Origin of the sequence: Mesorhizobium sp. M0227 (assembly GCF_040321855.1) — a bacterium.
Taxonomy (GTDB): Bacteria; Pseudomonadota; Alphaproteobacteria; order Rhizobiales; family Rhizobiaceae; genus Mesorhizobium.
The window spans coordinates 69493-92258 of sequence record NZ_JAMYSJ010000005.1; the positions used below are offsets into that span (position 1 = coordinate 69493).

At 63.3% G+C, this 22766-nt stretch carries 22 protein-coding genes; 1 reads left to right on the forward strand and 21 read right to left on the reverse strand.

The window, feature by feature from the left end:
• Positions 1–72: 72 nt before the first annotated feature.
• From kdpB to NKJ00_RS09285, 19 genes are all read right to left on the reverse strand, one after another.
• A complete protein-coding gene (gene kdpB, locus NKJ00_RS09195; RefSeq protein WP_352629531.1) occupies positions 73–2166 on the reverse strand; it encodes a potassium-transporting ATPase subunit KdpB in 2094 nt (697 codons plus the stop codon).
• On the reverse strand, positions 2163–2378 hold the full coding sequence (locus tag NKJ00_RS09200) for a hypothetical protein (RefSeq protein ID WP_352629533.1): 216 nt from the start codon (positions 2376–2378) through the stop codon (positions 2163–2165). The genes kdpB and NKJ00_RS09200 overlap by 4 nt, the downstream gene beginning before the upstream one ends.
• A 7-nt stretch (positions 2379–2385) precedes the next feature.
• Complete coding sequence (gene kdpA / locus NKJ00_RS09205; RefSeq protein WP_352629535.1) at positions 2386–4089, reverse strand: potassium-transporting ATPase subunit KdpA; 1704 nt, start codon at positions 4087–4089, stop codon at positions 2386–2388.
• Between the two features lie 21 nt (positions 4090–4110).
• Positions 4111–4200 (reverse strand): K(+)-transporting ATPase subunit F, encoded by a 90-nt coding sequence (locus tag NKJ00_RS09210; RefSeq protein WP_023810140.1) that lies wholly within the window; start codon positions 4198–4200, stop codon positions 4111–4113.
• 451 nt (positions 4201–4651) lie between these two features.
• The gene (locus NKJ00_RS09215; RefSeq protein WP_023810142.1) at positions 4652–4954 is read right to left on the reverse strand and encodes a DUF982 domain-containing protein; all 303 of its coding nucleotides are present in this window, start codon (positions 4952–4954) and stop codon (positions 4652–4654) included.
• A 257-nt stretch (positions 4955–5211) separates the two neighbouring features.
• The gene (locus NKJ00_RS09220; RefSeq protein WP_013529641.1) at positions 5212–5436 is read right to left on the reverse strand and encodes an alkylphosphonate utilization protein; all 225 of its coding nucleotides are present in this window, start codon (positions 5434–5436) and stop codon (positions 5212–5214) included.
• A gap of 162 nt (positions 5437–5598) precedes the next feature.
• The gene (locus NKJ00_RS09225) at positions 5599–6411 is read right to left on the reverse strand and encodes an NAD-dependent epimerase/dehydratase family protein (RefSeq protein WP_352440892.1); all 813 of its coding nucleotides are present in this window, start codon (positions 6409–6411) and stop codon (positions 5599–5601) included.
• A 3-nt stretch (positions 6412–6414) separates the two neighbouring features.
• Positions 6415–7617 carry a pyridoxal phosphate-dependent aminotransferase gene (locus NKJ00_RS09230; RefSeq protein WP_352440891.1) on the reverse strand — a complete coding sequence of 401 codons (1203 nt, stop codon included), beginning with the start codon at positions 7615–7617 and terminating at the stop codon, positions 6415–6417.
• Complete coding sequence (locus NKJ00_RS09235) at positions 7614–9233, reverse strand: hydantoinase B/oxoprolinase family protein (protein ID WP_352440890.1); 1620 nt, start codon at positions 9231–9233, stop codon at positions 7614–7616. The genes NKJ00_RS09230 and NKJ00_RS09235 overlap by 4 nt, the downstream gene beginning before the upstream one ends.
• Entirely contained in the window at positions 9230–11323 is a 2094-nt protein-coding gene (locus tag NKJ00_RS09240) for a hydantoinase/oxoprolinase family protein (protein ID WP_352440889.1), read from the reverse strand. The genes NKJ00_RS09235 and NKJ00_RS09240 overlap by 4 nt, the downstream gene beginning before the upstream one ends.
• Positions 11320–12990, reverse strand: a complete 1671-nt coding sequence (locus tag NKJ00_RS09245; protein ID WP_023810148.1) for a thiamine pyrophosphate-binding protein — start codon at positions 12988–12990, stop codon at positions 11320–11322. Before NKJ00_RS09245 ends, NKJ00_RS09240 begins: the two co-directional genes overlap by 4 nt.
• A 95-nt stretch (positions 12991–13085) precedes the next feature.
• Positions 13086–14516 (reverse strand): FAD-binding oxidoreductase, encoded by a 1431-nt coding sequence (locus NKJ00_RS09250; protein ID WP_245273150.1) that lies wholly within the window; start codon positions 14514–14516, stop codon positions 13086–13088.
• A gap of 32 nt (positions 14517–14548) precedes the next feature.
• Entirely contained in the window at positions 14549–15307 is a 759-nt protein-coding gene (locus tag NKJ00_RS09255) for an amino acid ABC transporter ATP-binding protein (RefSeq protein WP_031212843.1), read from the reverse strand.
• An 11-nt stretch (positions 15308–15318) separates the two neighbouring features.
• The gene (locus NKJ00_RS09260) at positions 15319–16398 is read right to left on the reverse strand and encodes an amino acid ABC transporter permease (RefSeq protein WP_352629538.1); all 1080 of its coding nucleotides are present in this window, start codon (positions 16396–16398) and stop codon (positions 15319–15321) included.
• Between the two features lie 3 nt (positions 16399–16401).
• Positions 16402–17565 carry an ABC transporter permease subunit gene (locus NKJ00_RS09265; protein WP_023810152.1) on the reverse strand — a complete coding sequence of 388 codons (1164 nt, stop codon included), beginning with the start codon at positions 17563–17565 and terminating at the stop codon, positions 16402–16404.
• Positions 17566–17647: 82 nt separating this feature from the next.
• The gene (locus NKJ00_RS09270; RefSeq protein ID WP_352610254.1) at positions 17648–18682 is read right to left on the reverse strand and encodes an amino acid ABC transporter substrate-binding protein; all 1035 of its coding nucleotides are present in this window, start codon (positions 18680–18682) and stop codon (positions 17648–17650) included.
• Between the two features lie 86 nt (positions 18683–18768).
• Positions 18769–19719 (reverse strand): LysR substrate-binding domain-containing protein, encoded by a 951-nt coding sequence (locus NKJ00_RS09275; protein WP_023810154.1) that lies wholly within the window; start codon positions 19717–19719, stop codon positions 18769–18771.
• A 95-nt stretch (positions 19720–19814) separates the two neighbouring features.
• On the reverse strand, positions 19815–20564 hold the full coding sequence (locus tag NKJ00_RS09280) for an SDR family NAD(P)-dependent oxidoreductase (RefSeq protein ID WP_023810155.1): 750 nt from the start codon (positions 20562–20564) through the stop codon (positions 19815–19817).
• 11 nt (positions 20565–20575) lie between these two features.
• Entirely contained in the window at positions 20576–21286 is a 711-nt protein-coding gene (locus NKJ00_RS09285; RefSeq protein ID WP_023810156.1) for an SDR family oxidoreductase, read from the reverse strand.
• Here NKJ00_RS09285 and NKJ00_RS09290 point away from each other — a divergent pair.
• On the forward strand, positions 21270–21533 hold the full coding sequence (locus NKJ00_RS09290) for a hypothetical protein (RefSeq protein WP_128303176.1): 264 nt from the start codon (positions 21270–21272) through the stop codon (positions 21531–21533). The genes NKJ00_RS09285 and NKJ00_RS09290 overlap by 17 nt on opposite strands.
• Positions 21534–21576: 43 nt before the next feature.
• Here NKJ00_RS09290 and NKJ00_RS09295 read toward each other — a convergent pair whose 3' ends face one another.
• Entirely contained in the window at positions 21577–22365 is a 789-nt protein-coding gene (locus NKJ00_RS09295; protein WP_352610248.1) for a FadR/GntR family transcriptional regulator, read from the reverse strand.
• Positions 22366–22415: 50 nt separating this feature from the next.
• A complete protein-coding gene (locus tag NKJ00_RS09300; RefSeq protein WP_023810158.1) occupies positions 22416–22763 on the reverse strand; it encodes a RidA family protein in 348 nt (115 codons plus the stop codon).
• Between the last annotated feature and the right edge of the window lie 3 nt (positions 22764–22766).

Sequence of the window (22766 nt, forward strand, 5' to 3'; positions counted from 1 at the left end):
AGATGTTCCTCAAAGCAATTCCAGGAAAAGTGTGAAGCGGTTTTCCGTCCGGAATTGCGTTAAAACAAAGAGTTAAGCGAGGCCAAGCGCGGTGACGATCATGTCGATCGCCTTGATGCCGACGAACGGCACGATGAGGCCGCCGAGGCCGTAGACGAGAAGATTGCGGCTGAGCAGCGCGCCGGCGCCGATGGCGCGGTATTTGACGCCCTTCAGCGACAGCGGGATCAGCGCGATGATGATCAGTGCGTTGAAGATGATGGCCGACAGGATGGCGCTTTGCGGCGTCGCCAGATGCATGACGTTGAGTGCCTGCAGCGGGCCGGTCGTTTGTCCCGGTGCGACGTAGAAGACGGCGAACATCGCCGGAATGATGGCGAAATACTTGGCCACGTCGTTGGCGATCGAGAAGGTCGTCAGCGAGCCCCGCGTCATCAAGAGCGCCTTGCCGATCTCGACGATCTCGATGAGCTTGGTCGGATCGCTATCGAGATCGATCATGTTGCCGGCTTCGCGCGCTGCGACCGTGCCGGTGTTCATGGCGACACCGACATCGGCTTGTGCGAGGGCTGGCGCATCGTTGGTGCCGTCGCCGCACATGGCCACCAGCTTGCCCTTGGCCTGTTCGTCGCGGATCAGCTTCAGCTTGTCCTCCGGTGTGGCCTGCGCGAGGAAGTCGTCGACGCCGGCTTCCGCGGCGATCGCCGCCGCCGTCATCGGATTGTCACCGGTGATCATCACCGTGCGGATGCCCATGCGGCGCAGTTCGGTGAAACGCTCGCTGATGCCGCCCTTGACGATGTCCTTGAGGTGGACGACGCCGAGCAGGCGCCCGTCGCGTTCGACCGCCAGCGGCGTGCCGCCGGACTTGGCGATCTCGTCGGCGATGGACTGGAGATCGCGGATGGATTCGCTGCTTGGGCGCGTGCCATGGGCGGCGGCTGCCGACTGGTTGACATGGGCAAGCACGGAATCGACGGCGCCCTTGCGCACCGATGAACCATCGATGTCGACGCCGCTCATACGGGTCTGCGCTGTGAAGGGCACGAAAGTGGCGTGCAGCGTTGCCATGTCGCGGGCGCGGATGGCGTATTTCTCCTTGGCCAGCACGACGATGGAGCGGCCTTCCGGCGTCTCGTCAGCGAGCGAGGCAAGCTGGGCCGCGTCGGCCAGTTCCTGTTCGGTGACGCCCTTGACCGGGCGAAACTGCGTCGCCTGGCGGTTGCCTAGTGTGATCGTGCCGGTCTTGTCGAGCAGCAGCGTGTCGACGTCGCCTGCGGCTTCCACGGCGCGACCCGACATGGCCAGCACGTTGAATCGCACCAGACGGTCCATACCGGCGATGCCGATGGCCGAAAGCAGCGCGCCGATCGTGGTCGGGATCAAGGTGACGAACAGCGCCACCAGAACGGTCACCGAGATATAGCCGCCCGAGTAGGAGGCAAAACTCGGGATCGTCGCGGTGGCCAGCACGAAGATCAGCGTCATGCCGACGAGCAGGATGTTGAGCGCGATCTCGTTCGGCGTCTTCTGGCGCTCGGCACCTTCGACCAGTGAGATCATGCGGTCGAGGAAGGTATGGCCGGAGGCGGCGGTGATGCGGACGCGGACCCAGTCGGACAGCACCTGGGTGCCACCGGTGACCGCCGAACGGTCGCCACCGGATTCGCGAATGACCGGCGCGGATTCGCCCGTGATCGCAGCCTCGTTGACCGAAGCAACGCCTTCGATCACTTCGCCGTCGGACGGGATGATGTCGCCGGCCTCGACCAGCACGGCATCGCCGACCTTGAGGCTGGTGCCGGGCACGAGTTTGTATTTGGTGCGGTCTTCACCGCTCAAAAGCTTGGCCTGGGTCTCTGTGCGTGCCTTGCGCAGCGAATCCGCCTGCGCTTTGCCGCGGCCTTCTGCGACCGCTTCGGCGAAGTTGGCGAACAGCACGGTAAACCAAAGCCAGATGATGATCTGCAGCGTGAAGCCGAGATTGCCGCCTCCGGTGACCAGGTCCTTGACGAACAGCACCGTGGTGAGCGCCGAGACGACGGCAACGACGAACATCACCGGGTTCCTGGCCAGCGTGCGCGGGTCGAGCTTGCGGAAGGCGCCGCCAATGGCGGGAAGCAGGATGCTGGCATCCATGATGCTGGCTGATTTCGAGTTGCTCATTTTGAAGCTCCGGCTTCGGTGTTGTTGGACGGCACCGGATGATCGGATGCCGAAAAGAGATAGGGCGGCCCGTAGGCCAGCAGCCAGAGGACGAGCATGACTGCCGCAAGGCCGAGAAACGTCGACAGGGTCGGGAAAGGAGGAGGTCTCTCCTCCTTTCCGGGATCGTCCCTGTGGCCGACCTTGCGGCGCATGGCATTGAACCAGGACATGACGGTCTCAGAAGGTCTGCCCGTGAGCCATCGCCAGGTGCTCGATGATCGGCCCGACGGCGAGCGCCGGGAAGAAGGTGAGGCCACCGACGATCAGGATGACGCCGACCAGCAGCCCGACGAACAGCGGGCCATCGGTCGGGAAGGTGCCGGCGGAAGCCGGAACCGTTTTCTTCGCCACCAGCGAGCCGGCAATGGCCAGCGCCGGGATGATGACCAGGAAGCGGCCCATCAGCATGCCGATGCCGATCGTGATGTTGTACCAGGGCGTGTTGCCGCTGAGGCCGCCAAAGGCCGAACCGTTGTTGGCCGCCGCCGAAGTGTAGGCATACAGAACCTCGGAGAAGCCGTGCGGGCCGGCATTGCCCATCGACGCCACGCCGGTCGGCAGCACGACGGCGATGGCCGTGAAGATCAGCATCGCCAGCGGCAGGCATAGTATGGCCAGCATAGCCATCTTGACCTCCTTGGCCTCGATCTTCTTGCCGAGATATTCGGGCGTGCGGCCGACCATCAGGCCGGCAACGAAGACGGCAACGACGATGTACATCAGGATGCCGTAGAGACCCGCGCCGACACCGCCGACGATGACTTCGCCAAGCTGCATGTTGATGATCGGGATCATGCCGCCGAGCGCGGTGAACGAGCCGTGCATGGCGTTCACCGCGCCGCAGGAAGCGGCCGTGGTGATGACGGCAAACAGCGCCGACAGGGCGGTGCCGAAACGCGTCTCCTTGCCCTCCATGTTGCCGCCGTCGATGCCCAGCGCATGCACCAGCGGATTGCCGGCGGCTTCCGCCCAATAGCAGATGGCGACACCGGCGATGAACATGACGCCCATGGCCGAGAGGATCGCCCAGCCCTGACGCTGGTTGCCGATCATGCGGCCGAAGACGTTGGTCAAGGCGGCGCCGATGGCGAAGATCGACACCATCTGGATCAGGTTGGAGATCGCGTCGGGGTTCTCGAACGGGTGCGCGGCATTGGCGTTGAAGAAACCGCCGCCATTAGTGCCGAGCATCTTGATGGCCACCTGCGAAGCGACCGGGCCGACGGCGATGGTCTGCTGCGCGCCTTCCAGCGTCGTGGCGTTGACGTAGGCGCCGAGCGTCTGCGGCATGCCGAGCCAGACATAGACCAGCGTCAGCACGATGCAGAACGGCAGAAGCAGATAGAGTGTGGAGCGGGTCATATCGACCCAGAAATTGCCGATCGACTTGCCGGAGGCCCGCGCAAAGCCGCGGATCAGCGCGATGGCGATGGCAATGCCGGTGGCCGCCGAAACGAAGTTCTGCACCGTCAGCCCGGCCATCTGCACGAGATAGGACATCGTGCTCTCGCCACCATAGTTCTGCCAGTTGGTGTTGGTCATGAAGCTGGCGGCGGTGTTGAAGGCCAGCCCTGGTTCAACCGCTGTCATGCCGGCAGGATTGTAAGGCAGGCTGCCCTGCAGACGCTGCAGGGCATAAAGCACCAGGAAGCCGGCGAGGTTGAAGAGCAGCAGGGCGACCGCGTAGGTGGTCCAGTGCTGTTCCTCGCGTTCGCTGGTTCCGCAGATACGATAAAGCCCGCGCTCAAGCGGGCGAAGGACCGGCGAAAGCAGCGTGCGGTCGCCGTTGAAGACGCGGTACATGTAGCCGCCGAGCGGCTTCACCAGCAATATGACGATCCCGCAATAGACCAGGATCTGTATCCAACCGTTCAGTGTCATGGCTGTGGGCTTTCCGTGCCTTCAGAAGCGTTCTGGACGAACGAGGGCGTATGTCAGATAGGCGAGCAGGAACAGCGTAACGCCGCCACCGAGAATATAGTCGATGATCATTTTTTCAGCCTCGCTCTAGAGCGCGTCACAAGCTTTGATGTAGGCGAAACAAAAGGCGAAGAACAAAATTCCGATCCCGATAACAGCTATATCCATTGTGTTTATTCCTTTTGTTCTTTTGCACTTTGCGAATTTGACAGGAGAGTTCGCAATATATCGGAAGTGGCCCGTCGCATCTTTGGCGACGGAACCGGTTGTGTTTCTGAAAGGAATATGGACCCGATCGCCATAAAGGTTCGAGACAGGGCGCAGTGGAAAGAAATAGGAATGTCATAAAGATTTTTGCGCGGGCTCTTCCCAACACTCCACCCAGGGATTTTCGCCCAAGGCACACGGCCAACCACAGGATTGCGATTTCCTTGCGAGCTGCCGGAAACGGGAAAGCCCGGCTGGGGGCCAGCCGGGCTTTCTATGGTGGTGTGGCTTCAGCCGCCACGGGGAACATCAATCTTCAGGCGGCGTAGCCGCCATAACCACGCGCAACGGCGTGCACGCCCGCCACCGGCTCGAGGTCCGGCCACAGGATGCCCGCGGCTTGCGCGAATTCGAGCAACGCCCGGCGCGCCTGCTCGACGCTCACATAACCTGGAACGGCCAGATCACATGCCTTCACCGCATTTCGGTAGAGCGGGCCGCGGCGGGAGGTGGTCCAATTGGTGAGGAAATCGTGCATTTCGGCCAGCGAGGCAATCTCGCGCTTGAAGCCGAGGCCGACCGACAGTGCGACCGGTGAATGAAACAGCTTGTCGTGCATGAAGCGGGCTCCTGGTTTTTTCGCGCGCTTGGAGAGATATCCGGGCGGGTCCGCGAACGGGACGCCGTGAAACGCGCGGAGCGGCAGGAGGTTCCAGACTTAGGTCTTGGCGGTTTTTTGTGCCTGGTCGGCGAAATCATCAATTTTACAGCGCAACTGTCGGGTGCCGGACGCTCAACGGCTCCGCAGCCCGCTTGGCGACGGCAGGCTTTCCAAAATCCCGAAGGAACCATCGAGATCGCTTGCCGCCTTGAGGCTTACGCCTTCTTCACGAACTCGGTCTTGAGCACCAGGCCTTTCACTTGCTTGGTGTTGCATTCGATCTCGCCGGGATTGCCGTTCAGCCGGATGGCCTTCACCAACGTGCCGCGCTTGATCGTCTCCGAAGTGCCTTTGACTTTGAGGTCTTTGATCAGCGTGACGGAATCGCCGTCATTCAATTGAGCGCCATTGCTGTCGCGCACGATTACATCGTTCGGCATGCCATCTCCTGTGATTTGGATCCCACTACCAGATCAGGTGAGAATCCCAAAACCGATGACGACCGCCGACAACCTGCTCGATCTCCGCCACCATGCGTGAATCCATCGCCTGCCGCATCTCGGCTTCCGGTCTGCGCCATCTAGCGGATGGTATTTCGATAGCTACGCCCGCTTGTCGTCCGGATGGCCAAGCTCGCAGAACCACCCGCCCAGATACTTCACCGATGGCGCCTTGGGATCCGGAATCTGCGTCTTCGCCTCGACCGCTGCGCGGAACGGCTCGGCACTATCCTGCGGAGAAAACCCCAGATGGTTGGCGCCGCTGTTGTCGACCGTTTTCACCTTGTTGTCGGAAAGGCCGAAGGAGATCGTATGGCCGACGCGCGGCGCGGTGAGAGCTGCCTCGACCAGACGCACACAGTCGGCGAAGGAGAGGTATGACCACAGCATGCGACGGTCCGCCGGTTCGGGGAAGGATGAAAAGATGCGCAGGCACGCCGTCTCGATGCCGAACTTGTCCCAGTAAAGCCGGCTCAGGCTCTCGACGAAGTTCTTCGACACGCCATAGAGGCTGTCGGGACGGACCGGCACGTCGACGCCGATATGCGCCTCGACCTCGTGATAGCCGACGGCATGTACGGAGGAGGCATAGATGACTCGTTTCACGCCGTGTTTCCGGGCGCCCTCGTAGATGTGATAGGAGCCGCGGATGCTGGAGTCCAGGATGGTTTGCCATTCGCATTCGAGTGGTGCGCCGCCGAAATGCACGATCGCGTCGCAATCCTTGGTGGCGGCAATCGTCGCCTCCATATCAGCGAGGTCGAAGACCGCTTCTTCCTCGTGTAGAGCAAGATCGCCGAACGGTTCGCGGCCTGCCAGGCGGATCGTTTTTGCCAGCGGCACCAGCCCCTTTCGCAGTTCCGAACCGAGGCGGCCGGCTGCGCCGGTGATCAGGATGCGTTCGTAATGCGGCATGATCTACTCCACTTGCGCGACGGCGGCGTTGATGCGCGCGATCGCTTCGGTCAGCACCTCTTCGCCGGTCGCGGTCGAGATGCGGAAATAGGGTGAAAGTCCATAGGCGGCGCCCGGCACCGAGGCCACGCGCCCTTCGTTCAGGAGATAATTCGCCACTGCCGTGTCGTCATCGAGCACGACGCCTTTTGGGGTCCTGCGGCCGATCAGGCTGGCGCAGCCGATATAGGCATAGAAGGCGCCTTCCGGTGGCGAAAGCGTAAGACCGTTGATTCGCCTGATGCCGTCGACGACGAGATCGCGGCGCGCCTCGAACGCCTGCCGAAAGCGTGCCACCTCGTCCTGGGGGCCGTTGAGCGCGGCCACCGTCGCCGCTTGCGCGATCGAGCAGACGGACGTGCAGGACTGGCTCTGGATGGTCGCCATCGCCCTGGTGAGCGGCGCCGGCCCGGCGGCATAGCCGACACGCCACCCGGTCATCGCATAGGATTTGGAGACGCCGTTGACGATCAGGGTGCGGTCCCTGAGTTCCGGGCAAGCCTTGCCGAAGGAGACGAAGTCGCGTCCGTCGAACAGGATGTGCTCGTAAATCTCGTCGGAAAGCACCAGCACCTGCGGATGCCTTGCCAAAACCGCTCCGAGTGCCCGCAGGTCCGATTGCGAATATATGGCGCCGGAGGGGTTGCCGGGCATGTTGAGGAACAGCCATTTCGTCCTTGGCGTGATGGCTTTTTCGAGCAGCTCCGGCGTCAGCCGGAAGCCCGAAGTTTCCGGGCACTCGATAACGACAGGCGTGCCGCCGAGCAGCTTCACCATCTCGGGATAGGAGACGAAGTAGGGCGCCGGCAGGATCGCTTCGTCACCAGACTCCAGCGTCGCCATCAGCGCGTTGAAGATGATCTGCTTGGCGCCATTGGCCACGACGACGTCGTCCGCCGTGTAGTCCAGTCCGTTTTCGCGGCGGAACTTGCCGGCCACGGCTTCGCGCACCTCGGCCGTGCCGGCGGCACCCGTGTATAGCGTCTGGCCGGCCTTCGCGGCGAAATGCGCCGCTTCGATGATGTGGCTCGGTGTCGGGAAATCCGGCTCGCCCAAGCCAAGATCGATCACGTCGACGCCCTTGGCGCGCAGGGCCTTGGCTGCTTGCGAAGCAGCCATGGACGCCGAAGGCTTCACCGCAGACAGGCGCGAGGCAATGTAGCTCATTTGCCGTTCTCCGAAATGTATTCCTTGGAGCGGTCGTTCGCCCGCGCCTCGGTGCTGCGCTTGGACGGATCGCCATAGCCGCCGCCGCCCGGCAATTGGAGGATCAGCCGACGGCCGGCCGGAACATGCTGCCAACCTTTGGGTCGCATCTGCGTGCCATCGTCCAGCCTGACCACGCCGGCCACTCCAGGCCCGCCGCCGTTGCGCCCGTGGGCGGGATGATTGACGCGGTCGAACATGGCCGAAAAGTCGAATTCATGGCCCTCGATCGCCTCGATTTCGATAACCTGCCCGAGCCCGCCGCGGAACTCGCCGTCGCCGCCGGAATCGGGCCGCAGCTCCTTGCGCCAGATGACGATCGGGCCGGTGTGCTCCGTTGCCTCGATCGGCATCGTATGGACGCCGGAGGGGAAGGCCGTCGCCGACAATCCGTCGAGGCCGGGGCGCGCGCCCATGCCGCCGGAATTGAACATCAGCACCTCGGCGCGGCGGCCCGAACCGCCGGAGACCGGCCGAACCGAGATATGGATGTTCCACAGTGCGCCGGCGCCCTCGGCAAGAATCTTGCCGGGCATCGCCTTGGCGATCGCGCCGAGCACCAGATCGGGAACCATGTGGCCGAAGATGTGCCTGAGCGCCACCGGCGCCGGCCGCACGGCGTTCAGGATGTTGACCGGAGACGACACGGTGAAGAAGGCGAGCGACGCGGCATTGTTAGGAATATCGGGCGCCACCACGCATTTCAACGCGTAGCAGGCATAGGCCTTGCTGTAGATGATCGGGCAGTTGATGCCCCATCGGCTCATCGGGTCGGTACCGGTGAAATCGACCTCGACGCCGGCGTCCCGAACCGTGACGGTCGCCGCGAGCTTCACCGGCTTGTCGTAGCCGTCGGTCACCAGCGCGTTCGACCAGCTGCCTTTGGGCATCGCCTTGATGCGTTCGACCATGGCGTCGCGGGTGCGCGAGAAGATGAACTCGCCAAGCCCGTCCAGCGATGCCAGGCCGATCTCCTTCATCATGTCGACGAGGCGTCGGTGGCCGACTTCGTTGCAGGCGGCGAGCGAATAGAAATCGCCGACGACCTGGTTCGGCTCGCGGACGTTGGCGCGCAGGATCCTGACGAGATCGAAATTGACCTTGCCCTTCTCCGCGAACTTCATGATCGGGATCTGGATACCTTCCTCGTAGACCGACTTGCCGTCAGCGCCGAAGCCGCGCCCACCGACATCGACCACATGCGCAGTGCAGGCGAAGAACGCAACCAATTCGCCGTTCAGGAACGACGGCGACACCATGGTGATGTCGTGCAGGTGGCCCGTGCCCAACCAGGGGTCATTGGTGACGTAGGTGTCGCCCTCGAACATGGTTTCGCGCGGGATTTCATTCATGAAATGCAGCACCGCCTCGGCCATGGTGTTGACATGGCCGGGCGTTCCCGTCACCGCCTGTGCCAGCATCTGGCCGCGGGGATCGAACACGCCCGCCGACAGGTCGCCGGATTCGCGCACCGATGTCGAGAAAGCCGTGCGCAGCAAGGTGAGGGCCTGCTCCTCGACCACCGAGATCAACCGGTTCCACATAACCTGCATGCGGATTTCACTGATGTCGCTCATGCCTGGCTGCCTTTGCGGATCAGAAGGATTGCGCCGTCGCTCTGGATGACGGCGTCGAAGCTCGTGGTGACGACGGTGGACGTCTCGCGTTCGACGATGATGACCGGGCCCGCCACCCGATCGCCGGTGCACAGCCCCTCCCGTTCGACGATGCCATAGGTCCGTGGCGCACCGCTGGCCGGATCGAACACCGCGCGGCTTGTTGCCGGCTGAGTGGTCCGCTTGCCGGTGATCAGCTCGTGCCTGGCGACAGCAGGCCGGACATCCGTCGCCTTCACGGACCAGGTGACGATCTCGATTTCCAGGCCGCCAAGTCCTTCGATGGCGCGGCCGAAGAAGCGTTGGTAATTCGCCTGGAACAAATCCTCGAGCGTGGTTGCGGCATCGTTGCCGAACGGCTTGTCCGGCAGCGGCACGGGGATTTCCCAGCCCTGGCCGGCGTAGCGCATGAAGGCGGTGATTTCGCATGTGATCGTACCGTTGGCCCCTGCCCGCACGAAGCTTTCGGCTGACACTTTGAGGTCGTCGAGCAAAGCATTGGCCTCGGCCGGCTTGAACTGCGACAGCCGCGTCAGCCGGGATGCCAGGGCTTCGTAGCCGAACGGAGCCTTGAGGAAGCCGATCGCCGATCCGACGCCCGCGCCCTTGGGGACGATGCACTGGTCGATACCGAGTTTCTCGCAAAGCCTCGCGGCGTGAAGCGGGGCCGCGCCACCGAAGGCGATCATCACGTTGTCGGAAATGTTTTTGCCGTTTTCGACGGCATGGACGCGGGCGGCATTGGCCATGTTCTCGTCCACCACCTCGCAGATGCCGAAGGCCGTCGCCATGGCATCGAGCGACAGGCGTTCGCCGACATCGCGCAGGATCGCCTGTTCGGATGCGGACGTGTCCAGCCTGATGGCGCCGCCGGCGAAATTGTCGGGATCGAGCTTGCCGAGCACCAGGTCGGCATCTGTGATGGCCGGGCGCCTGCCGCCGCGGCCGTAGCAGGCCGGGCCAGGTTCCGATCCGGCACTTTCGGGACCGGTCTGGATGCGGCCCATGGCGTCGACCCAGGCGATCGAGCCGCCGCCGGCGCCGATCTCGATCATCTCGATCACGGGAATGGAGATCGGCATGCCGGAACCTTTGCAGAAGCGATAGGTACGCGCCACTTCGAAGGTTCTGGCGGTGCGTGGCGCATAATCCTCGATCAGGCAGATCTTTGCAGTGGTGCCGCCCATGTCATAGGAGACGACCTTTTCCAGGCCGAATCGCCTGGCGATGTCGGCGGCGAAGATGGCGCCGCCGGCCGGGCCGGACTCGACGAGGCGCACGGGAAATTCCGAGGCCGTCTCCACCGAGATCAGACCGCCGCCCGAATGGATCATGAAGACCGGGCACTCGGCGCCCATCTCCTTCAAGCGGGTCTGGAAACGCGCGAGATAGTCCGCCATCTGCGGCCGCACATAGGCGTTGGCGCAGACCGTGTTGAAGCGTTCGAACTCGCGCATCTGCGGCGAGACTTCGGCGCTGATCGAAATCGGGATGGTAAGCTTGCGGGACAGGATAGCGCGTGCCCGGCGCTCATGATCAGGGTTGGTGTAGGCGTGGATGAAGCCGATCGCCACGGAGCCGAAGCCGCCGGCCCCGATCCGGTCGGCAATGCCTTCCAGGGCGGCTTCGTCGAGCGGCTGAAGCTCCTGGCCTTCCGCGCCGATCCGGCCCTTTACCGTGAAACGGTGCTCGCGCGGGATTAGCGGCGCCGGCAGCTGCAGGTCGAGGTCATACTGCTCGAAGCGGTTTTCCGTACGCATCTCGATGACATCGCGGAACCCTTCGGTGGTGACCAGCGCGGTCCTGGCGCCACGGCGTTCGATGAGCGCATTCGTCGCCAGCGTCGTGCCGTGGATGATGATGCCGATCTCGGCAAGCGCGATACCGGCATCGCGCGTGACGACGGCAATGCCGTCCAGGATCGCCTGCTCGGGCGCCGCATAATTGGTCAACACCTTGGTGGAGAAGATCGTTCCCCTGAGGTCGAGCGCGACGTCGGTGAACGTGCCGCCGATGTCCGCGCCGAGACGGATGTCGTCTTTGGAGGTCATGCCTTGGCCTTCTGGGAAGCGAGCGCGGCGTCACGCATCTGGGAAAGGGTCTGTCGGGGCGTCAGCGCTTCGGGAGATATGGCGATGTCGAGGACCGCTCCCGTCACGGATCCGAGCGCCCGATCGAACGCCGCCGCGAAATCGCGCGTCGCCTCGATCCGCTCGGCATGGAAGCCATAGGCCTTTGCCAGTGTCACGAAATCAGGGTTTTCGAGCGACGTGCCCGAAACGCGCGCCGGATAGTGGCGCTCCTGATGGGCGCGGATCGTGCCGTAGATGCCGTTGTTGAGGATCAGCACGATCGGCTGCGCGCCAGCCTGCATGGCGGTTCCGAGTTCCTGGCAATTCATCTGGAAGTCGCCGTCGCCGGCAAAGCAGACGACCGTGCGTTCTGGAAACGCAACCTTGGCGGCAATTGCCGCCGGCAGGCCGTAGCCCATGGCGCCAGACTGCGGGGCGAGCAGCCGTGCGTCCGGCCCGAACTTGAAGAACTTGTTCGGCCAGACGGTGAAATTGCCGGCGCCGTTGGTGAGAATGACGTCGGGAGGCAGGTTTTCGCGCAGCCAGGCGCTGACCTCCACCATGTCCACCGGGCCGGGCTGGACGGGCGCGCCGAATGTCCCTTCATAGGCTTTGCGGGCCGTCGCGCGCCAGTCCGCCCAGCCGCCTTTGACGGGCGTCAACGCCCGGGCGAAAGCGTTCGGCCCGGCATGGATACCGATGGCCGGCACATAGATCTTGCCGATCTCGCGATCGGAGCCATGGGCATGGATCAGTTTCTGGCGCGGCAACGGCACGGACAGCAGCGTATAGCCGTCCGTGGTCATCTCGCCGAAACGCACATTGACGGCCAGGATCACGTCGGCGTCGCGGAGCAGGGCTTTGACATGCGCCACCATGCCGACGCCGGCCTCGCCGACAAAGACCGGCGAATGGTTGTCGAACTGGTCCTGATAGCGAAAGGCCGCCACGACAGGGATGTCGGAAACCTCTGCGAAAGCCTGTAGCGCCGCGCGTCCGTCCACGGTCCAGTTGGCGCCGCCCATGAGCAGGACCGGCCTCTCGGCCTTGGCCAGCAGCCTGAAGGCCGAAGCGATCGCTTCCGGCGCCGGCGCCGGCTCGAAAATGGCCACCGGTGCGCTGAGCGGAGCCGCTTCGGTCATGGTGGTCAGCATGTCCTCGGGCAGCGCGACCACGACGGGACCAGGTCGTCCGGTCAATGCGGTCGTCCATGCCCGCGCCACAATCTCGGGCAGGCGCGCGACATCGTCGATCTCGACCGCCCATTTGGCGACCGTGCCGAACACCGCCCGGTAGTCGATTTCCTGAAAGGCTTCGCGGCCCTTCATGTCGGTGCCGACCTGGCCGACGAACAGGATCATCGGCGAACTGTCCTGCATGGCCGTGTGAACGCCGATGCTGGCGTTGGTGGCGCCTGGGCCGCGCGTCACGAAACAGATGCCTGGCGAGCCGGTAAGCTTGCCGTAGGCCGAGGCCATGAACGCCGCGCCGCCTTCATTGCGGCAAAGCGTGTAGTCCAGCTTTCCCTGCGTGTCGTGCAGCGCGTCCAGGACGGCCAGATAACTTTCTCCGGGCACGCCGAAGCTCCTGGTCGCGCCAAGCCCGATCAGGCACTCGACGAGAAGGCGGCCGCCATTGCGGATCATGCTTCGACATCCTCACTTTGGCGGCAGGTCGATCGAGCCTGCCTTCGGTTCATAGGTGCACGCAGGCGGTTCGGGGCGAAATCAAGAAATGCCGTCTATTCGAAAGTTTTTCTTTGCCGAGCAGCGTGCACCAGCACGCCCGGATTCATCGTTCCCCGTGGATCGAATGCATCCTTGAGCCGCGCCATGAGTTCGCGCTCCAACGGACTGCGGTTTCGGTCGGCCATGGCGACCTTGGCGCGGCCAAGTCCATGCTCGGCCGCGAAACTGCCGCCCATTTCCGTGGCGAGCGACGATAGCGCCTCGGCGAACCGCCCGGCCTTGCCGTCAAAATCGGCGCGGCCTTCCGGCGGCGACAGATTGTAGTGGATGTTGCCGTCGCCGAGATGCCCGAACGGGTTTATCCGCACGCCGGGAAGAATGTCGTCGCAGATCTCTGCGCCGGCCTCGACGAAACGGGCGATAGCGCCCGGAGGCACCGAGATGTCGTGCTTCAGCTGCTCGCCTTCCAGCCTCTGTCCTTCCGGCTGCTCCTCTCGCAGCCGCCAGAATTGTGCGCGATGCGCGCCCGTCGCCGCCAATGCTCCGTCCAGCACCAGGCCTTGCTCCATCCCCCACTCCAGCGCCGAAGCCAGTATCTCGTCGAGTGGAACGCGGGGGACGGCCGATGCCAGTTCGACCAGCACATAGACCTCGCCGCGTGCCTCCAACTGGTAGGCTAGGTCGGGCAGGTGTTTGAGGGCCAGTCCCAGCCCGATGTCGGAGAAGAACTCGAGGCCGGTCAGGAATTCCCCCGCCTCGCCCCGCAGAAAGGTGCCGAACGAAACCGCGGCAGCGAAATCGGGCATGACGACAAGCGCGCTCGCCTGCCGCTGCGGCATCGGGTAGAGCCGCAGGATCGCCCGCGTCACGATGCCAAGCGTTCCTTCCGCGCCGCAATAGAGCTTGCGCAACTGGTAGCCGGCATTGTCCTTCTGCACCGCGCGCAGCCCGTTCCATATCGCCCCGTCAGGGGTCACGACCTCCAGGCCAAGCACGAGGTCTTGCATCATGCCATACCGGAATGCCTGGCTGCCGCCGGCATTGGTGCCGACCAGGCCGCCGATCCTGGCGCTGCCTTCCGCGCCGAGATGCATCGGAAACATCAGGCCGTGCGGTTCCAGCGCCTCGTGCAGCGCGGCAAGCACGGCCCCCGCCTCGATGAGGATCGAGCCGCTGTCCAAGTCCGGTTTGCCGATCGCCGTCATGCGCGAAAGCGAAACGATCACCGCATCCGGCCGATCGGCGACGGCGCCGCCGCAAAGCCCGGTGTTGCCGCCTTGCGGCACGACCGCCAGTCCGGCCGCATGGCATGCCTTTACGACACTGGCCACTTCGGAGGTGTCCGCAGGCCTGGCTACGCCCAGAGCCGCGACGCCGTAGCGATCGAGCGAATCGCGCTGATAGGGCCTGGCATCGCTGCCCGAAAGCCAGCCTTTCGGTCCGAGCATCTCGCGCAAGACGGTGACGGGATCAGTCACGGACATGGCTGCGGCCTGACGCGGGATCGTTGCATCGATCAGTGACCAAGCACTTGCGACAGGAACTGCCGCGTGCGCTCGTTGCGGGAAAAGGTGAAGAATTCATCGGGAGGCGCCTGTTCGACGATCTCGCCTCCATCCATGAAAATTACCCGGTCGGCAACCCGGCGCGCAAAACCCATCTCATGCGTGACGCAGATCATTGTCATGCCTTCGGAGGCGAGCGTGACTATGACGTCGAGCACTTCCGCGATCATTTCCGGGTCGAGCGCAGAGGTCGGCTCATCGAACAGCATGATCTCGGGCTGCATGCAAAGGGCACGCGCTATCGCGACCCGCTGTTGCTGGCCGCCGGACAACTGACCGGGATACTTCATCGCCTGTTCAGGAATGCGTACCTTCTCCAGATAGCGCCGGGCGGTCGCCTCGGCATCCGCGCGCGGCACCTTGCGCACGATCATGGGCGCGAGCATGCAGTTCTCCAGCACCGTCATGTGTGGAAACAGGTTGAAGTGCTGGAACACCATGCCGACTTCCCGCCTGATCCCGTCGATGTTGCCGACATCGTCGTTGAGCTCGGTGCCGAGCACGGTGATCCGGCCGCCATTGTGCTGCTCCAGACGGTTGATGCAGCGGATCATGGTGGACTTGCCGGAGCCGGACGGGCCGCAGACGACGATCCTCTCGCCGCGATCCACGGACAAGCTCACCTTTCGCAGCGCCTGGAATGTCCCGTAATATTTGTCGAGATTTTCGATCAGCACCGCGGGGCCGCTGGATCGGTTTCCTGAAATCACGTAAACGCCCCCTATCGTTCGCCGACCGACATACGGCGCTCGAGAAAAGCGCCATAGCGGGACAGGCTGAACACGAAGATGAAGTAGATGAAGGCGATGAAGGCATAGACCTCGCCATAGGCGAAGCGCCACTCGCCGGTGCCGTAGGCGGCATTGCCGGAGGCCAGGATCTCGAAGAAGCCGACGATGATCACCAGCGAGGTTTCCTTGAACGAGATCACGAACTGGTTGATCGTCGCCGGCAGTGCATTGCGCATGGCCTGCGGTAGAAGAATGCGGCCGACGCGCTGCCAGTAGCGCATGCCAAGCGCCTTGGCTGCCTCTTCTTGCCCACTGGGAACGCCCTGCATCCCACCTCTGACGATCTCCGCCTGGTAGGCGGAAAAAAACAGGGCCGAGCCCAGGATCACCCGGTACAGCTTGTCGCCCACCAGCCATTGCGGCAGTGCGAACGGCAGCACGATGGCGAAGGTGAACAGGATCGAGATCAGAGGCAATGAACGCACCCCGTCGATGATGAGGCCGGTGGTGCGGGAAATCCATGGCAGGCCGGAGCGGCGCAGCAGCGCCAGGCAGATTGCCAGCGGGAAGCCGATCAGGCAGGTGGTCACGAAGATGAACAGGGTCAGCGCCAGTCCGCCCCAGGCCTCCTCGCCGACATAGGGCAGACCAAGCACGCCGCCCTTCATCAGCACGTAGAAAAGCGCCGTTCCGGCTCCCCATACGAGTGCGATGCGGCGACCCGTCCAGAAGGCCGGAATGCAACTTAGCACCGTCATGACCACGACGGTCAGGCAAGCCAGGGCCGACCGCCACTGCTCGTCATAGGGATAGAGGCCGAACAGGATGATGCGCCATCGCGCGGCAATGACCGACCAGCAGGCTCCCGCCGCCGCCTGACAGGCTTCGGGTCCGCCGCTCGTCGTGAAGACGGCCGAGAAAACCGCCCAATTCAGGAGCTTCCAGACCAGGAAGACCATGATCGCCAGGGAAGCCAGCGACAGCAATGCCTGCAGGGGTGTCGCAAAGAAGCGCCGCCTCAGATCCTCGATCTTTCCAAGGGCAGGAGGGGCGACAACGACCATTTCCATCCCTCACCCCCTCAACTGGTTGCCCTTGAGGGCGATTGCTTTGTTGATGCGGTTGAAGATGGCGGCGAGGCTGAGGTTGATGGCGAGGAAGCCAGCCATCAGGATGCCGATCGCTTCGATTGTCTGGCCGGAATGGTTGATCGTCAGCGCCACGATCATGAAGAAATCCGTGAAGCCCACCGCGATGCCCATTGTGGTCGCCTTCATCAGCCAGACATACTGGTTGGCGAGGATTGGCAGCATGGCGCGTAGTGCCAGCGGCAGCCGCACCAGCATGAAGACCCGCCACGGGCCGAGGCCCAGGGAAAGAGCCGCCTCGACCTGGCCCTTGCCGACAGCCTTGAACCCGCCGCGCACGATCTCGGCGATGTAGGAGCCGCCATAGATGGCGATCGCGATGGCCAGTGTCGCAAATTCCGGCGGAATGCGCAGGCCGCCTCTCAGATTGAGACCTTGCAGCGCCGGGAAATCGAGCAGCGGCAAGTCGGCCAGGCGGCCGGCCACCAGAACGACGGCCGCGCAGGCAAGTGCCGCCGCCGCGCAGGCAAGCTGGATGCCGCCACGCTGGCCGACCGGCAGGCTGAGGCGCGATGTCCTGCCCAGCCAGATCGGCAGCGCGATGGCGGCAATCACAGCCAATGTCGCCGCAGCGAGCGCGGCGCTGCTGACATTGGGGAACGGAATGTAAAGCCCCCGGCTGGTGAGGAGAAAGCCCCATCCCTCATGCGCGGCGCGCGGCGTCGGCAGATGGGTGATGACGGCATACCAGAAAAAAACCTGGAGGATCAGCGGGATGTTTCGGAAGATGTCCACATAGGTGCGGCCGAGCAGCCGGGCCAATTCGTTCGAGGATGTTCGCGCCAGGCCGACGATCGTTCCCACGATCGTCGCCAGCGTCAGGCCGACGGTTCCCAGAAACAGCGTATTGATGATCCCGATGAGGAAGTACCACCAATAAGGATCGTTCGCCGTGGCGGGCAGCAGCGAGAAGTTCAGGTCCCAGCCCGTGGACTTGAACAGGAAGTCGAATCCGGAGGTGATCCCCTGCGCCGCCAGGTTCTGTCTGGCGATCGCAATGCCGGCAAGCACCATCGCGGCGATCGAGCCGACATACAGGACCTGCAACAGTGCGTTGCGGACTTTTTGATTTCTCAGCAGGCTGACCATTCAGAAATCCTTCCCGAATTGCCGCGCGGTCCCGCCCGGTGGGAGCCGGGCGGGACCTGGAGCGAGATGCGTTCAGAACGGATCAATCGACAGCCAGCGGGAACAGGACACCGCCATTGTTCCACAAATTGGTCAGTTCGCGATCCATCTTGTAGGGCGAGTCCTTGCCGAGATCGCGATCGAAGATTTCGCCGTAGTTGCCGACGTTCTTGATCACCTTGTAGGCCCAGTCGTCGGAGAGCCCGAGACCTTTGCCCATGCCTGGCGTGACGCCGAGGAATTTGGCGACCTGCGGTGAGGTCGGCTTGGCCTTTATCTCGTCGACGTTCTTCGAGGTAATACCTTCCTGCTCGGCAAAGATCAGCGTGCTCAGCGTCCAGTTGGCGATGTCGACCCAGTTGTCGTCGCCTTGCCGCATGATCATGACTTCAGGCTCGACGGCGAGCACGTCGGGCAGAATGACGTGGTCGTCGACCTTGCTCTTGGCGATGCGCGCAATGGCCAGTGTCGGACCCCACTGCGCATAAAGATCGCAGCGTCCCGAGAAATAGGCCTGCTCGAGCTCCTCGGTCTTCTCGATGAGCACCGGTTCGAGCTTGATGCCGAGCTTGGCCGTATAGGCAGCGACCTGCTGTTCCTGCGAGGTGCCGGCGGGAATGCAGATCGTGCCGCCTGCGGCATCCTTGAGCGACTTGAGGTTCAGCTCCTTGTGCGCCATCACCTTGGTGGTCCCGAGATAGTAGGACATGGAGAACTGCAGCCCAAGTTCGGTGTCGCGGCTGAGCGTGCCGCCCGAGGCCTTGATGATGATGTCGACATCGCCGGACTGCAAGGCCGGCCAGCGCTGGGCCCAGCTGATCGGAACGACCTTCAGCTTCGCCGGGTCGCCGAACACGGCCGCGGCTACCGCCTTGCAGAGGTCGATGTCCATGCCCTTCCAGTTGCCCTTGTCGTCCACCTCGGCGAAGCCGAGATAGGAGCCGTCATGGCCGGTGCAGTTCAGCATGCCGCGTGCCTTGACGGTTTCGAGCGTCTTGCCGCCGGCGGCTTCCGCCGGCGCCGCAAAATGCACGAGGCCAAGGGCCAGGGCCGAAGCCCCCCATTTCATCATTTTCATGTTCCGTCTCCACTGTTGAGGTTGTTTGGTTTCTTGTTGTTGGAGGCCTAAAAAGCGTCTTTCAGGCCTCGGTCTCGAAGCCGCTTCTAGTCGGAAAGCGGGGCCGGTTTCGGTAACGAGGAAATCGTGAGGTCGCCGCGCCAGTCCTGCTGAGCCAGCCATCGGTGAAGTGCGGCGACCGCCTTCACACGCAGATGTCCGCGCGGGACGACAAGATAGAAGCCCGGGACTTCCTCTGGCTTCATATCGGCAATGGCGTCGCGGCCGATCGGCGCGACCAGCGTGCCCGCTCGGAAATCTTCCTCGGCGTCGATGACGGAAACCAAGCCCACACCTATGCCTTGCAAGGTCGCCCGGCGCATGGTCGCGGCGTCGTCGAAGCTGATGCTGCGGTCGCCATCCGTCAGTTCCACGCCAAGGTGGCGCAATATGTCCGGCCACAGACGCTTCGACTTGACGGTGTCGAGCAACGTGAACTGTGTCAGATCATGCGCCGACTTGATCCTTTCGCCGATCGCCGGCGTGCAGCAGATGATCTTCGGGTCCGGCACCAGCAACGTGGTTTCATAGTCGGACCAGTTGCCGTAGCCCCACTGGACCGTCATATCGATATCGTCGCGCCCGAAATCGGGCAGGTCGACCATCGTCGTCAGGCGCAGATCCGCGCCCGGCAAGATTTCCCGGAACAACGAAAGCCGCGGCAGGAGATAGTGCGTGGCGAAGTATGGGCTTGCATTCAGGTTGATGCGGTCCCGATAGTTCGACTTGGTGACGCGGCGAACGCCTTCGGCAAACTCGTTGAAGCCGGCTTTGACATAGTGCGACAGAAGAATGGCCGACTCGGTCAGTTCGATCGACCGGCCCTTACGCTCGAACAGCGTTACCTGGAGCGTATCCTCCAGAAGCTTGATCTGCTGTCCGACGGCCTGCGGCGTGACCAGCAATTCATCCGCCGCCTGCCGAAAGCTCTTGTGCTGCGCGACCGCGTGGAACACGCGCAGAGCATTCAGCGAGGGAAGGCGCAGCTTGCCGGTCATCGAAAATCCCGTTCCTTTCCCTGCTTGTGGCCGGTCGGTCATGCACTGCCTCGGTCATGCACTGCCAGAGTTCAGTCGCCTGCGGCGAAAGAGGCTCAGGCGTATATGTAACCGCCTGAAACAATTACGTTTTCACCGGTCATGTAAGTGTTCTTGGGGCTGCCCGTCATCAGCACCCATTCGGCAATTTCCTTTGGCTCGGCACCGCGGCCGAGCGGGCTCGCCTTGGCCAGTTCCTCCAGGAAGCCGAGCGCTTTTGCCTTCTCCGTCGCCATGCCGGCCGGCGCCACCGAATTCACCAGAATGCCGTCCTTCGCCACGTGATGGGCAAAGGATCGGGTAAGGCTGACGACGGCGGCCTTGGTCGCCGCATAATGAGCGTTCTGCGGATGCGCCTTGAAGGCGTCGACCGAGGTCAGGTTCACGATCCGCCCGCGGACGTGGCTCTTCGGCTCCTGCGATTGCATGTGGCGAACCGCCGCCACCATCATGTGGTAGGTGCCCTTGATGTTGATGCCGTTGGAGGCATCCCAGTCGGCGTCGGTGATTTCGAGGAGCGGGCGGCGAGGGTAGATCGCGGCGCAATTGATCAGCGTGTCGACGCGCCCGAGTTTCGAAACGATCGCCTCGAATGCGGCGTGGCACTCTGGGCCTACCTGGATGTCGCAAAGGGCGGTCGCGGTAGGCAGTCCGCTGGCCTTCGCGGTCGCCAGCGCGGACTCGGCGGCTTCCTGGTTGATGTCGATGATGCCGATCTTTGCCGCTCCGGCCTCGACAGCCATCTCGGCTAAGAGGGCACCGAGGCCGGCACCACCGCCAACGATCAGAACGGAAAGATCTTTCATCCCAGTTTTCCTTACTTGGTACCGCTTGGCGAGGTTGGCCAAGTCGGCATGATGTCGAAACGGGTAACGTCGGCCCATGCGGGGAGCCCAAGCACAGCGACGACCATCCTGGCCACGTCATCCGGTTGCACCACTTTGCTGGCGTACATGGCTGCGCGCGCGTTGGCGTCGAGGATGTCCTGGTAGAGCTGCGTCTCGACACGGCCGGCAACGATCTCGGTGACGCGTACGCCTGATGGGGAGAGGTCGGCGCGCAGCGCTGCTGCAAAGCCTGATATCGCCGCCTTGGTCGCTGAATAGACGGCAACGTTGGAGTATGCCGCGTGGCCCGCTGTGGAGCCGGTGAACAATACATGCCCGGACTGCCGCTCGCGCATTTGCGGGACGACGAGGCGCGTGAGCAGGATTGCCGCGCTGAGGTTCACCTCGAGCGTGGTGTCGATGTCAGCGATCTTCATATCGGCGAAGTTGCCGAGCGGCGGCATGACCCCGGCATTGTTGATCAGCACGTCGATGGTGAGATCCGCCAGGGCCGCTTCCAGGGCCTCGCGGTCGGTGACGTCGACGGCAATCGGCACGATGCCGGACCGCTGTGCCTGCAGCTCCTTGAGCGCGGCCTGGCTGCGCCCGACCGCATAGACGTCGTAGCCGGCGTCGCTCAGCGCGATCGCTATGGCCCGCCCTATGCCGCTCGTCGCACCGGTGATGAAGGCTGTCGTCACGTGGACTTTCCTGATTGTCTGTTTTCAGTTTGCGGCCCGGGCCGATGCCGCGAAACCAAGAAAACCAGCAAAAAGGAAAGATAAACTTTCGAAAATTTCGAACGCCTCCAAAATCCCTTGGGGTGTTGGTTTAACCGCAGCAGCCGAAAACCCAGGGAAACGCTGGCAAGCTGGCGCCTTCAACCCTTGGGAAACCCGCGCAGCCGGTGACGGAACAAAAAACACGGCTTTCGCAACGGATGTCTAATTTTCGGCTCAGGCGCGCCGATGCGATCGAATTCGCCGAGGCCTCATCCGCCTGTCGAGACAGGCCTTTTCATGTCGGTGAAAAGTGAGGCCGCCGCCGCCTTCTGCTCGGCTTCGATTGCCTCCACGCCAGAGGCTCGGGCCAGGGCGCGCACCCGCCCGAGGCTGTTGTGCAGGTGCTTGCGCATGGCCCGGCGGGCGGCGCGGCCATCCTGCCTTTCGATGGCGTCGACGATCGTCTTATGTTCGCTGTGTATGCGCGCGTAGTAGCTGTCCTTGAGTTCGGGCGTGACCAGATAGCCGAGCTGGAAGCGCGGCACGATCATCGGCCCGAGATAGCTTAGGAAACCGTGGATGAATTCATTTCGTGCCGCCTTGGCGATCGCCAGGTGGAAATCATAGTCGTAGTGGATCTGGACGACGGCGGGATCGGCCTGCTGGGCGTCGACTTGTTCCATCAAGGTGCGGATCGCGCTGGCTTCCGCATCGGTGCGCCGTTCCGCGCACAATCCCGCCGACTCCACCTCGACGCTCAACCTCAGCTCGAGCAGCGCAATGGTTTCCGGCAAGGTCCTGAGCGCTTCGTCCGGTATCGAGAAGTTGCGCGGCGCCGGCGTCTCGCTGACGAACATACCGCGCCCCTGCTGCGGCACCACCAGGCCTTCGGAACGTAGTCGCGCCACAGCTTCCCGCACCACGGTGCGGCTGACATCGTACTCGGCGCAAAGCTCCGCCTCTGTCGGCAATTGCGCGCCGGGCAGCAGCTGTCCGGAACGGATCTTCTCGGACAGGCTCTCCGCCACGACGGTGGAAAGCGGCTTGCGCTTCGTCATCAGTCTCCCTCTCGCCAGATTCGGGATGATGCCCGAACCGGCAGGACCATTCAAACCGCCGCGGTGACGATCAGTTCGACCAGCATTCCGGGCTTCGCCATCCGTCCTTCGCCCGATGAGCGCGCCGGTGCGTGCTCCCCGGGCATCCAGGCGTCCCACACCGCGTTGACTTCGTCGAAATCCCTGATGTCGTCCAGCCACATCTGCACATGAAGGATGCGGGTCTTGTCCGTGCCCGCCTTGCCAAGCAGCGCATCGATCTTGCCGAGCACCTCGCGCATCTGGTCGGCCGCGGACTGGCCGGGCCTCGCGACCTGGCCGGTGAGGTAGAGCGTGCCGTTATGGATGACGCCGTGGTGGATGCGGGTATCGAAGTCGAAGCGCTGGATGTCGCTCACTGG